General features: G+C 68.9%; 10 protein-coding genes. 6 read left to right on the top strand and 4 right to left on the bottom strand.

The annotated features are described in order from the left end of the window. Nucleotides 1-877 (top strand): hypothetical protein (locus tag HNV26_RS34925; RefSeq protein WP_171452974.1); only part of this gene is annotated, 877 nt, incomplete at its 5' end. 25 nt (nucleotides 878-902) lie between these two features. Here the strand turns inward: HNV26_RS34925 and HNV26_RS34920 are convergent. The 3 genes from HNV26_RS34920 to HNV26_RS34910 form a co-directional block, all read right to left on the bottom strand. Beyond that, on the bottom strand, nucleotides 903-1,649 hold the full coding sequence (locus tag HNV26_RS34920; RefSeq protein ID WP_090489233.1) for a hypothetical protein: 747 nt from the start codon (nucleotides 1,647-1,649) through the stop codon (nucleotides 903-905). A gap of 216 nt (nucleotides 1,650-1,865) precedes the next feature. Continuing rightward, nucleotides 1,866-4,319 (bottom strand): serine/threonine-protein kinase, encoded by a 2,454-nt coding sequence (locus HNV26_RS34915; RefSeq protein ID WP_171440649.1) that lies wholly within the window; start codon nucleotides 4,317-4,319, stop codon nucleotides 1,866-1,868. 205 nt (nucleotides 4,320-4,524) lie between these two features. After that, nucleotides 4,525-5,622, bottom strand: a complete 1,098-nt coding sequence (locus HNV26_RS34910) for a hypothetical protein (protein WP_253817334.1) — start codon at nucleotides 5,620-5,622, stop codon at nucleotides 4,525-4,527. A gap of 366 nt (nucleotides 5,623-5,988) precedes the next feature. Between HNV26_RS34910 and HNV26_RS34905 the strand changes: the two genes are divergently transcribed. The 4 genes from HNV26_RS34905 to HNV26_RS34890 all read left to right on the top strand — a co-directional run bounded on the left by HNV26_RS34905 (nucleotide 5,989) and on the right by HNV26_RS34890 (nucleotide 10,133). Then, nucleotides 5,989-7,884 (top strand): Ig-like domain-containing protein, encoded by a 1,896-nt coding sequence (locus HNV26_RS34905; RefSeq protein WP_253817333.1) that lies wholly within the window; start codon nucleotides 5,989-5,991, stop codon nucleotides 7,882-7,884. A 34-nt stretch (nucleotides 7,885-7,918) separates the two neighbouring features. Continuing rightward, nucleotides 7,919-8,740: a glycerophosphodiester phosphodiesterase family protein gene (locus HNV26_RS34900; protein WP_171440651.1), complete on the top strand. Its 822-nt coding sequence runs from the start codon at nucleotides 7,919-7,921 to the stop codon at nucleotides 8,738-8,740. Between the two features lie 11 nt (nucleotides 8,741-8,751). After that, nucleotides 8,752-9,489 carry a deoxynucleoside kinase gene (locus HNV26_RS34895; RefSeq protein ID WP_140861916.1) on the top strand — a complete coding sequence of 246 codons (738 nt, stop codon included), beginning with the start codon at nucleotides 8,752-8,754 and terminating at the stop codon, nucleotides 9,487-9,489. A 125-nt stretch (nucleotides 9,490-9,614) separates the two neighbouring features. Next, nucleotides 9,615-10,133 (top strand): acyl-CoA thioesterase, encoded by a 519-nt coding sequence (locus tag HNV26_RS34890; protein ID WP_140861915.1) that lies wholly within the window; start codon nucleotides 9,615-9,617, stop codon nucleotides 10,131-10,133. Between the two features lie 78 nt (nucleotides 10,134-10,211). Here HNV26_RS34890 and HNV26_RS34885 read toward each other — a convergent pair whose 3' ends face one another. Further along, a complete protein-coding gene (locus HNV26_RS34885; RefSeq protein WP_090489251.1) occupies nucleotides 10,212-10,601 on the bottom strand; it encodes a HesB/IscA family protein in 390 nt (129 codons plus the stop codon). A gap of 81 nt (nucleotides 10,602-10,682) precedes the next feature. Between HNV26_RS34885 and moeB the strand changes: the two genes are divergently transcribed. After that, nucleotides 10,683-11,849: a molybdopterin-synthase adenylyltransferase MoeB gene (gene moeB / locus HNV26_RS34880; RefSeq protein ID WP_171440652.1), complete on the top strand. Its 1,167-nt coding sequence runs from the start codon at nucleotides 10,683-10,685 to the stop codon at nucleotides 11,847-11,849. The last annotated feature ends 35 nt before the right edge of the window (nucleotides 11,850-11,884 follow it).

The raw sequence follows: 11,884 nt of genomic DNA, 5'->3' as shown, positions 1-11,884 counted from the left end.
GCCCCCCGCCGCCGCCCCCGAGGCCCTCAACGCGCTCGCCAGCGCCGTCACCGGAGACGGCGAGCGAGCGCTCGTGCTGGCACGGGTGCTGCGCGGCGCGGGCGTGGAGGTGGCGCAGATGCAACTGTCCGACGAGCGCGGCGTGGTGGCGCTCCAGTTGGGCGACAGGAATCGCGCCACCTGGCGGAAGCTGGTGAAGGACGGGCTGGCCCACGGCGGCATCGTGGAACTGCCGCCCGAGGAAGCCGCGGCGCTGCTGGCCGAGGCCGCCGGCGCCAACCTGCGCACCCGCACGCCCTTCCCCGAAGGACTGGACGTGGTGCTGCGCCACTTTGGTGTCCAGCCGCAGCAGTCGCCCACGGCGTTGCCTCCGCCCGAGCCCGAGGACCTCCGCCGCGCGCAGGAAGCCGACGTCCTCCACGACACCGTGGAGCTGGCTTCGTGGCTGCCTCCGGAGCCCGACGTACGGGCCCTGGTGCAGAAGATGGACGAAGTGGTGCACAGCCCCCTGTCGCTGAGCGACGTGCAGCGCCAGGAGCAGCTCCAGGCGGCGGTGCTCGGCGTGGCCCGGGACTTCTTCACCCCCGAGGTGCGCCAGCGCTACGCGCTGCGGCTGTGGCGGATGGCGGACTACTTCGAGCGGAGCAGCCGCCCACGCGAGGCGGACATCGCCCGGGCCGAGGCCCGCCGGCTCTTCCATGGGGCCCAGGAGCCCTTCTCCCGCTTCGCCGAGCGGCTCTTCGAGAAGGTGCTGGCCCTGGTGGCCGCCGCCGGGGCGCGGGCCGGTGCACGGCCCGGCGCGGACACCGGCCCCGCGGAGGCCGCGCCGGCCCCCACGCTGGAGCGGCGCAGCCCCGGCGGGCTCATCATCCCCTGAGCACAGGGGCCCCACGCACGGCCACTCAGGCCGGCGTCACGCGGGCGCGCAGGAGCAGGTCCAGGTTCTCCCGCTCCCACGCGAGGGCGCGGGCGTAGTCGTGGAACTGCTTCTCGTGCTCCATCAGCTCGGGAGGGTGGATGCAGCGCCGCCCGTCGTCGCCCTTCCGCGTCCGGTACACGTGGTGGAGCATCTCGTGGAAGACAATCCACTCCACGAAGTAGCGGGGCACCACCGGCTGGTCCAACGCCGGGTGGATGCGGATGACCTTCGAGTCCGCGGAGTAGGAGCCCATCTTGATGCTCTTGCGAGGCCCCTTCACCCGCGGCGCCGGGCCGTAGGTGATGGCCGCGTCGATGCGGCCCTCGAAGTAGCGCTCGTTCAGCCGGGCGTAGATGCGCTCCAAATCGTGGTGCTGCCCCACGGGCTCCAGCCGGATGCGCTTGCGCATCTGCGCCGGAGACAGGCGTCGGATGTAGACGCGGTTGCGCTCGATGAACTTGTCCAGCAGCACGCTGGCGTCCGGGTCACCCTTGCGCACGAAGCTGGCGAGCGCCTGCACCACGTCGTCCGGAGCGACCAGGAACATGTGGTGCAGCCGAAGTCGCCACATGGCCCGCTGGCGTTGGAACGTCAGCATGGTGTGCGTGTTGTCGTGAATCTCCAACGCCACCTTCGCGCGCAGGCGCGTGCGCAGCCGGCGTTCGAGTACGCGACGCCAGACCTTCAAGAGCCTGTTGGGCTCGGGGACGAGGGGAACCTGCCGGGCCACCCGGCCGGCCGTGTAACTCCGCTTCCTGATTACGTTTTTCTGACTCTTCGGGCGCGCCATAAGGGTTCCGGATTCTACGGACCCGTCTGACATGTGTAAACGCGCTCGGGAAGGCGAAAACCCAGGAATTCCAACGACTTAAGGCCACTCAAGCCCACCAGGGCCCACTTGTCCGCCGCTGGGGCAGGATGCCGCATACCCCTCAAACGCCCGATGTCACTGGCGTCGCTTCTTGCATGGAACCTGCAGGACGAGCGGACCCTCGCTCGCAGGCTCTATGAGGTAGGGCTTTGTACCCTTCGGCTGCCGACGCCCCGGGCACTGGTAGCTCACCCGGATGGGGCCTGCGGGCAGCGCGACCAGGGTGTTGATGGGGAGGCGCTCGCCCCCCTCACGCCGCAGCACCGTACGGGCGGGAGCATCGAAGCGGACGCTCACCCGAGAGACTTCGGCGGTGGTCGCGGGCGGCACGTCCGCGTTGGCCTCAGGGGGCTCTGGTGCCCGCGGCTCCGGAGGCTTCGCCGGTTCAGCCAGCGCCGTCGCTTCCGGGCGTCCTTCGTCTTGCGCCGCGGGGGGCGCGTTCGTGAGAGTGGCGGCAGGCAGCGCCTGGCCCGTGGCGGGCCGGACCACGGGTGATGCCGTTCCCCGCGGGTCCAGCGCGCCGACCGACAAGTCCTGAGGCGGCCTCGCCGATGCGCCGTGCGCGCCGCCCCAGAACCACCACGTCAGGCCCATGCCCAGGGCGAGGAGCCCCACGACGCACACCACCACCAGCACCACCGGGCGCTGGCGCTTGGGCGGCACGGCCTGCGTGTCGGCGGTGAACTCGCCCGAGTCCCCGCCATAGCCCATGGTGGACTCGTCATCGTCCGGATCATCCCGGAGCGTGGGCCGAGGGTCGGTGTACTCCAGCGAGGACTGGCGCAGGTCGGCCTGGAGGAAGTCCTCGTCATCCTCCTCCTTGTGCCGGGCGCCTCGGGACGACGGCGGGCTCCGTGGTGGCGGCGGCCGCTGATTCACCGTGGCGGGAGTCAGGGAGACGGACTGGGAGAGCTCGAGGTCCAGCGAGAATGCGCGACGCGGAGACACCGGCGCGCTGGACCCGGAAGGAACTGCGTCCTCCTCCGGCGGAGGGGGCCGGCGCGAGGCCGCCACGTGGGAGGGAGACGACGGGCCGGGGCGACGCGTGCGGGACGGCTCCGCCACGCGCGCGGGAGGCGGCGCCATGTGCGGCGAGGAGCGGCGAACCGGCGCCGGCGGTGTCGAGGCAGGACGGAATGAAATGTCCCTGGGCCGACTCCGCTGCGGCACGGTGGACTCTCCGTCGCCGCTGTCCAGGTCATCCATTACCGGCGCCGTGGCCCGGTACCCCACGGGCGAGGTGGCGACGGCGGTGGACATCTCCGAATCCTCGTCATCCTCCGCCTGGAGCGCGGGCAGGTCGCGCGGGCGCGCCATCAGCGTGGCGGGCTCAGGCTCGTCGCCTGAGAAGGACACCGGCACCGAGTCCCTGGAGGCGCGGCGAGGCGTGGGCCGAGCGGTGAGCCCAGGAGTGAGCTGCGCGCTGGGCACCGAGGCCAGCTCGGACTCGGGCGTGGTCGAGGACAGCGTGGGGGCGGTGGACTCCAGCGCGGGCGGGCGCCGCGGCGGCTCGGCGTCCTGGGAGAGCCGCGCGCCCTGCAGTGGCACGGTGGCTTCACGCCGGCCGAGGCCCTTGGCCTCGGGGATGTGGAGGATGGTGCGCTCCTCCTCCTCGCCCAGCAGCCGGCCAATGTACTCCGACACGTCCAGGCTCTGGCGAAGGGTGCCGGAGGCGAGGAAGACCTCCAGCGCGTCGTGCACCTCCGACGCGCGCTGGTAGCGCAAGGCGCGGTCCTTGGTGAGGCAGCGCATGACGATGCGCGAGAGCGCTGGCGGGTAATCGTCGCGAATGAGGTGCGGCGGCGACGGGTCCTCGTAGCGGATGGCGTAGAGGATGCCCTCCGTCGTCGGCTTGGCGAAGGGCTGCCGGCCGGTGGTGATTTCGTACAGCATGGTGCCCAGCGCGAAGATGTCCGCGCGGTGGTCCAGCCGCTCCTGCGACACCTGCTCCGGCGCCAGATAGAGGAACTTGCCCTTGATGACGCCCGGCTTGCTGCGTTCCATGAACGCGCCCGCCTTGGCGATGCCGAAGTCGACCAGCTTGACGCGCCCGTCGTAGCCGATCATCACGTTCTGCGGGCTGACGTCGCGGTGGATCAACTCCAGCGGCCGCCCATCCACGCCGCGGCTGTGGTGCGCGTAGTCCAGGCCGGCGGCCACCTGCGCGCAGATGCGCGCGGCCACGCCATAGGGCACCGTGGCGCCGAACTTGGACTCCTCGGCCATGACGCGCCGCAGGTCCACGCCCTCCACGTACTCCATGGCGATGAAGATGTTGTCGCCCTCCTTCCCCAGCTCATGCACCTGCACGATGTTGGGGTGGTGGAGCTGCGCGGCGATGCGCGCCTCGTCCAGGAACATCTGGACGAACTCGGGCTCCTCCGAGAGGTACGGGAGGATGCGCTTGAGCACGACCAGCTCGGGGTCCGGCGGCCGCTGGGACAGGAACAGCTCCGCCATGCCTCCCACGGCGAGCCGCTTGATCAGCAGGTAGTTACCGAACGGAATGGCCGTCTGGGGCGAGCTCACGAAGAAAGGCCGTCTGTCAGAAGGTGAATGGACTGGACTTTTCCGGAGCTTACCCACAATCACCGGCTCCTGGGAGCCAGGGGCCCGCTTCGGTGGGTTCCGGACACCCACCCCGCCTTCCGGACCCAAAAAGAAGCCGCCCCTCCCCGAGTGGGCGAGGGGCGGCCGATTCAACCGACGAGGAACACACCCTCGTCGCAGGCCCTTACTCCGTCTGGGCGCCGGGGGCGGCCGGACGAAGCGTCTCGGGCTGGGTAACCACACCCTGCAGGTCGTCACAACCCTCGGGGTAGAGCACCGTCGTCCACGTGTTCGTCGTGCCGGGGATCACGCCCGCGTCATTGAAGCAGCTGAACGTGCTGGTGCCACCGTCCATGCAGGGCGCGTGGGTGAAGGTGTCCCACACGCCGCGGATGCCATCCGGGAAGGTCACGGAGCCACCGTCGTTCACCATGTCGCGGTAGTCGCAGCGCGGCGCGCCACCATCGGTCGTCGTACCGAAGGTGGTGAGGTTGTTCACGAGCACGCCGCCGGAGACCTCGAAGCCGAAGTGCATGGTGTCTTCGCCACCATCGGGAGTGGCGAGCCGCTTCATGGCCATGGGATTGGCGTCAGTCAGAGTCAGCGGCCCCTGGATGTGGACACGAGCGCCCAGGTGCTCCAGATTGGGCCGGCCGACGCCACCATCCGCGTTACCGAAGCCGTTGTCGATGCTGACCGCGATGTCGTTGGGCGGTGTCATCGTGCCCGTCTTGGTGATGACCATCGGGGTGGCTTCGCCTGCGCCGCGGAAGTCGAAGTTATTCTTCAGGACCTTGCGGTAGCCCTCGCGGTCCCGGAAGCGACTGTTGTTCTGGACGTAGCCCTGGATGGTCAGGATGTCGCCCCTCGCAGGCACGTACGTGGTCGGCGGATCCGTCCGGTACTTCTGGACGAAGATGCCGTCCTGAGCGTTGTTCGGATCAGCCACCCAGAAGTCCGCCGAAATGCCCGTGTCCTTCGAAGAGACGTAGACCACCGTCGTGACGACGACGCCCTCCAGGATGATCTGAGGACGGTCGCCCAGAAGGCGCGCCTCGCGGATGGTCACCGTCTGAATGCCCGCGTCACCCGTGCCCGCGTCACCCGTGCCCGCGTCCCCCGTGCCCGCGTCGCCGGTCCCGGAGTCCGGGCTACAGGTGCCAAGGCAGCCAGCGTCCGGCAGCGGATCCGTATCGTCGTCACGGCCAGAACAGCCAGCCATGGATGCCATCGTCGCCGCGGTCACCAGCGCCGCCGCGCCTAGCGTCTTGCGCAGTTGCATTTCGAGAATCTCCATTCGTTACGGCGCCGCGGTTCGTGAACACCGACGCCTGTCGGCCAGGGGTTGGCGCCTTATACCGGTGCCTCAAGGGGGGCGGCAAGGAAGCCTCCTTGTCGGAGGTGTCAGTCTGGTGAAATCGCGACCCTCCCTATTGCACCGAGTGAACGATTCCTGTGACCGCGTGTCTGTCGTGAAGTCCAGACTACCGTCACGCACCGTGCGTGTTCGCGCGCCAGCGAGTGGCGCTCACGTCAGCGCTCATCGCGGGCTGGGGGTCCATGTAGCCGGATTCCCGTCCGGCGATGGGAACACCGCGACCCTCGCCCCGTGGCCTGGTTTGCGCCACACGCGGCATGCCACCATGGAATGCGTCCTGCACTCGTTCACTTCATGACCTCCAAAAAGTGTCTCACCGCCCTGCTTGGCTTCGGCGTCCTGACGGCCTGCATCAATGTCCCCGACGTCGCCGAGCCACCGGAACTCCCGGACAGCGGGACGCCCTCTGTCAGGCTCCAACTCGCCGGGGGCGCGACCCACGTTCGCGGCACGGTCACCGTCCACGTCAAAACCAACGGCGAGTCGCCCGACGACGTCGAGCTCCTGCTCGATGGCGCGCCCCTTGGGAACGTCACGGCGCCAACCGAATTCGCATGGGACACCTCGGCGCACACGGAAGGGCAACACTCCTTGACTGCCCGTGTCAGGCTCCAGAACGCGACGTGGCAGAGCGAGCCGCTCGTCGTCACCATCGACCGGACACCGCCTACCATCGCCCTGAGAGCGCCGGCCGACGGGGAAGCGGACGTCAGCGCATCCCACCCCATCCGGGTCGAGTTCTCCGAAGCGCTCCATCCAGACAGTCTCGCCGCATTGAGCGTCGAACTCCTCGTCAACGGTGAAAGCGTCGCCAGGACACTGAGCCTCTCCGAATCCCAGCGGACCCTGGAGATTCAAGCCGGCGTCGAGCTTCCGCTGCCCCGAGATGTGGAGGTGAAACTCGCCGGTGTCCGGGACCTTGCGGGGAACCCAGTAGCAGAGCCTTTGGTGAGTTGGTCCTGGAACGTCCCTGCGTGGCTCCCGGTCGGTCCCCGCGATGGGCTCGTCATCGAAGAAGGTGCTGCGACCCTGTCACGGCTCGCGCTGAGGGAGCACGCTCCGCAAGCCGCGGTCGTTGCGTTCCAGGTCGACAACGGCGTGGGGGTACGTCGCTGGACGGGGCAGACCTGGGAGCGACTGGGCTCCGTCCTGAAGCCCGCCAGCACCACCGCCGACCTCCACTTCAGCAACGACGGCGAACCGGTCGTTGCCTTCTCCCACTTTTTCAAACGAGAGGACGAAGAACTCAACCTTGTCGACGTGGCCGAAACGGCCATCCATCGCTGGGCGGGCGCCGAATGGGAACGTTTTGCACTGACCGGCAATGACTGGGACACGGCGTGGCCTACGAACTGGCCCGTGCAGCGCGAAGCCCCCTCCTTCGCGCTCGACACGACGGGGACACCCTTTCTCGCGCACGCGACTGGCGCCTACTCGGGATTCGGCTGCCAGGGTGATGTCCATCTCGCCGTCCAGACACAGAGCGACGGAAACTGGCTTCAAGTCGACAGCCCGTCTCGCGGAGCGCCAGAACAGTGCGGAATCGTCTCCACCCCCGCCCTGTCGTTGAACAGCTCGCGGCTCCCGGTCGTCGCCTGGGCTGAAGTCATTCCAGATGGAGGTACGCCGCCCCAGGACGCGCGCATCTTCGTCAAGCAACGCACGGCCGTAGGCTGGAACGCGTTGGGCGGAGCCATCAGGCACCACTCGGGTGGCACCTTCGCGTCTCAGCCCGTCTTGAAGGTATCGGCCGCGGACGTGCCAGTCCTCGCCTGGAAGGAATCCAACCCCAGCGGCTCTGGCACAACGGCGACGGACATCTACGTGCGTCAGTGGGAAGACCGCCAATGGAAGGCACTGGGCGGCCCTCTCAGCGCAGCTCCCGGCAACACCCCCGCGGACAGCCCCGCGCTCGCATTGGACAGCGAGGGAAGGCCGGTCATCGCCTGGATTGAAGAAGAAGGTACCGCCAGACGCGTGCACGTCCGGACGTGGACCGGCGACGCCTGGCTGCCGCTCGGCACTGCGCCCAGCGCGATTCCGGAGTCCAACGGCGCCGCCACGGTGTCGCTCCAGTTGGATACGGACGGCACCCCCTGGGTGGCATGGGACGCCAGCCCTGGCGGCGCCCCTGCACGAATCTTCGTCTACCGCTTCAACCGCTAGCCAGCCCCACGCCGCCAGTCGCTACACTGGCGGCATGGCATCCTCTCCCCTCCCCTTCCTCCGCGGCCTGCGGCCCACGCTGCACATCGCCCACCGTGGAGGCGCGGCCGTGGCGCCGGAGAACACGCTGGCGGCCTTCCGTCAGGCCGTGGAGCGCTATCGCACGGACATGCTGGAGCTCGACCTCCACCTCACCCGGGACGGGGAGCTCGTCGTTGCCCATGACGCCACGCTGGAGCGCTGCACGGACGGCACGGGCCCGCTGGCCGCGCTCACACTGGCCGAACTCCAGCGGCTGGACGCGGGCTTCCACTTCACGCCCGATGAAGGCCGCACCTTCCCGTTCCGGGGCCAGGGCGTGCGCATCCCCAGCTTCCGCGAACTGCTGCGCGCCTTCCCCAACCTGCGCCTCAACGTGGAGCTCAAGCCGGATGTCCCCGGCATCGAGGACACCTTCGCCCAGGTGCTTCAAGAGGAGGGCGCCCTGGAGCGGGTGTGCATGGGCAGCGAGCTGGACACCGTGGCCGAGCGGCTGGCGGAGCGGCTCCCTTCCGCCTGCCACTTCTATCCCCGCGATGCACTCGCCGCCTTCGTCATCGCCCTGCGTGGCGGGGACACGCCGCCGGAGGACCCGCGCTACACCGTGCTCGACATGCCGCTCTACTTCGGAGAGGTCCGGCTGGTGGACACGGACTTCCTCCAGCAGTGCGCGGCCCGGGGCAAGTGGGTCAACGTCTGGACGGTGGACGACCCGGAGGAGATGCGCCAGCTCCTGGAGGAAGGCGTCGGCGGCATCATGACCGACCGGCCGGACGTCCTGAGGCAGATCATGGACGCCCCCTCGAAGCCGGGATAAGCCCCGGATTCATGCCTCGCACCACCGCTCGCACGCGCTCGAAGCCCGCCCAGGCCGCCCCCGCCCAGGAAGAGGCCCCCGCGGCCACGCCGCGTTCCCGCAACACGATGCGCGTCAAGGTGCCCAAGGCGCGGCGCTTCGTGGCGCTGGCGGGCAACATCGGCGCGGGCAAGACGACGGCGGCGAAGATGATCAGCCAGGCCTTCGGCTACGAGCTGTTCGACGAGCCCGTCATCGACAACCGATTCCTGCGTGACTACTACGCGGACATGTCGCGCTGGTCCTTCACGCTCCAGCTCGAGTTCCTCATCCGGCGCGTCGAACACCACGAGCTCATCCATTCGTACCGCCGCAGCTGCGTGCAGGACCGCACCCTGTACGAGGACCCGGAGATCTTCGCCAAGTACCTCCACGGCCTGGGGCACCTGACGAACGCGGAGTTGGACTTGTACTACGAGTACTTCCAGCGGCTGTCGCGCCACATCATCCGGCCCGACAAGGTCATCTGCTTCGAGGTCGGCAGCGTGGAGGTGCTCCTCCAGCGCATCCGCACCCGGGGACGCGAGGAGGAGAAGGGCATCCGCCACCAGTTCCTTCGGGGCCTCAACGGCTACTACGCCAGCTTCCCGCTGGTGCTGCAGGAGAAGTACGGCGTGGACTGCCTCACCATGGACGTGTCGAAGCAGGACATCCGGCGGGGACGGGGGCGCGAGGAGTTCCTCGACAGCGTCTCCACCTTCCTGGCCTGAGCGCCGCTCCCGCGCTTGCCACCTGCGCGGACTTTGTCTGGCACATCGCGTTAGAGCTTGGGATATCCACCGGATGAACCGGCGCGGCCCCGCCGCAGGCTCCGTCCGACAACCCAAGGTGCGAGATGACCGACCTGAGCGCGAAGAATCCGAAGGACACGGAGGTGGTGATGACCCAGCTCATCCTGCCTCCGGACGCCAACAACCTGGATGCTGCCTTCGGCGGCAAGGTGATGCAGTGGATTGACATCTGCGGGGCCGTGGCCGCGCAGCGCCACTGCCGGCAGGTCGTGGTGACGGCGTCCATGGATGATTTGCACTTCCACGCCCCCATCAAGGTGGGCTGGGTCGCGCTGCTGCACGGCCGGGTGCTGGCCGCCTTCCGCACCTCCATGGAGGTGGGCGTCACGGTGCACGCGGAGAACCCGCTCACCGGCGAGCGTCACCTCACCACCAGCGCGCTGCTGACCTTCGTGGCCATCGACAAGGACGGCAAGCGCGTGCCGGTGCCGCCCCTGCTGATGGAGACGGACGCGGACCGCATGGCCTTCCAGGAGGCCCAGACACGCCGGACGCTGCGTCTGGCCCGGCAGAAAGAGAACCAGTCCTGGTTGAAGGTGATGACGCCCATCGCGGGCGCCTGACGCACGAAGGCCGGGCGAGGCATCCGCCCCGGCCCGGCCTTCCCGCCCGCGTCACGGGCGATACCGCGGCGGCGCGGCTCAGGTCGTGAACGACGTGCCGCAGCCGCAGGAGGACTTCGCGTTCGGGTTGTTGAACTTGAAGCCCGAACCGGTGATGGCGGAGACGTAGTCAATCTCCGTGCCCCCGAGGTACTGGCTGCTCATCGGGTCGGAGGCGATCTTCACGCCATCCTGCTCCCAGACGGTGTCACCGGCCTTGGACTCCTTGACCAGGTTCAAGTCATAGCCCAGGCCGCTGCAGCCAGCGGGCACGACGCGGATGGAGAAGAAGTAGCCCTCGAAGCCTTGGGCCTTGATGACGCTCTTCACCTGCTGGATGGCGGCGTCCGTCAGGCGCACGGCCACCGGAGTGGCCTGGGAAGCCGGCGAGGCGGCGGGGGCGGCGGAAGTCGTGGGGGTGCTGTCCATATCCATGTCTCCTCTAGGGGACTTATAACGCCCGGGCCCGGAAAATCCATGGGCCCAGCCCCTGGGTTATATGCATCCGACATGGCTCGGACCTTCCAGACGCTGCTGGCCGGAGTGAAACAGGAGATTCGCGAGGTCTCCGTGGACGACGTGAGGCGGCTGCTGGACGCCCGGGCCTCCGTGCGGCTGCTGGACGTCCGGGAGGCGGACGAATACGCCGGCGGCCGGCTGCCCGGCGCCCTCCATATTCCCAGGGGTTACCTGGAGCTGCGCATCGAAAGCCAGGTCCAGCGGGACGAGGAGCTGGTCGTCTACTGCGCCGGGGGCACCCGCTCCGCCCTGGCCGCCAAGACGCTGAAGGAGCTGGGGTACGAGCGTGTGTCATCCCTGGCCGGCGGCTACAACCGGTGGAGTGACGCCGCCCTGCCGGTGGAGAAGCCCTTCGTCCTCACCGCAGAGCAGAAGGAGCGTTACCGCCGCCACCTGAGCCTCCCCGAGGTAGGCGAGGCGGGCCAGGCCAAGCTGCTTCAAGCCCGCGTCCTGCTGCTGGGCGCCGGCGGACTGGGCTCGCCGGCAGCGCTGTACCTCGCGGCCGCGGGCGTCGGGACGCTGGGCATCGTCGACTCGGATGTGGTCGACCTGAGCAACCTCCAGCGGCAGGTCATCCACACCCGCGAGCGCCAGGGCCAGCCCAAGGTGGCCAGCGCCCGAGCCGCCATCGAGGCGCTCAATCCAGACGTGAAGGTGGTGGGCTTCGAGGAGCGCCTCACCTCGCACAACGTGTTGACGATTCTGGAGGGCTTCGACCTGGTGCTGGATGGCGGGGACAACTTCCCCACGAGGTACCTGCTCAATGACGCGTGCGTCATGCTCGGCAAGCCCAACGTCCACGGCTCCATCTTCCGCTTCGAAGGCCAGGTGACCTCCTTCGTCCCCGGCCAGGGCCCCTGCTACCGCTGCCTCTACCCTGCCCCGCCCCCGCCCGAGCTGGCGCCCTCATGCGCGGAAGCCGGCGTCCTGGGCGTGCTGCCCGGACTCATCGGTCTGCTCCAGGCCACCGAGGCGCTCAAGCTCATCCTCGGCCAGGGTGAACCCCTGGTGGGGCGGCTGCTCACGTTCGACGCGCTGGGCACCCGCTTCCAGGAGCTCAAGCTGCGTCGGGACACGCAGTGTCCCGTGTGCGCGCCGGGAGCGACGGTGGAGCTCATCGACTACGAGCGCTTCTGCGCCGCCCCCACGCCCGCCTGAGGACGTCACGCCATGCCCATTCCCGAGATGACCCC

The organism is Myxococcus xanthus, from assembly GCF_013116825.1.
Taxonomy (GTDB): domain Bacteria; phylum Myxococcota; class Myxococcia; order Myxococcales; family Myxococcaceae; genus Myxococcus; species Myxococcus xanthus_B.
The sequence above is the reverse complement of the archived record's forward strand: the minus strand, read 5'-3'. Positions and strand labels throughout refer to the sequence as shown.

What these genes read in the sequence shown, in the direction of transcription:
- HNV26_RS34900 (WP_171440651.1), top strand. Translation starts at nt 7,919, where the DNA reads ATGGCATCCTCTCCCCTCCCCTTCCTCCGCGGCCTGCGGCCCACGCTG.
- HNV26_RS34905 (WP_253817333.1), top strand. Translation starts at nt 5,989, where the DNA reads ATGCGTCCTGCACTCGTTCACTTCATGACCTCCAAAAAGTGTCTCACC.
- HNV26_RS34910 (WP_253817334.1), bottom strand. Translation starts at nt 5,622, where the DNA reads ATGCAACTGCGCAAGACGCTAGGCGCGGCGGCGCTGGTGACCGCGGCG.
- moeB (WP_171440652.1), top strand. Translation starts at nt 10,683, where the DNA reads ATGGCTCGGACCTTCCAGACGCTGCTGGCCGGAGTGAAACAGGAGATT.
- HNV26_RS34885 (WP_090489251.1), bottom strand. Translation starts at nt 10,601, where the DNA reads ATGGACAGCACCCCCACGACTTCCGCCGCCCCCGCCGCCTCGCCGGCT.
- HNV26_RS34890 (WP_140861915.1), top strand. Translation starts at nt 9,615, where the DNA reads ATGACCGACCTGAGCGCGAAGAATCCGAAGGACACGGAGGTGGTGATG.
- HNV26_RS34895 (WP_140861916.1), top strand. Translation starts at nt 8,752, where the DNA reads ATGCCTCGCACCACCGCTCGCACGCGCTCGAAGCCCGCCCAGGCCGCC.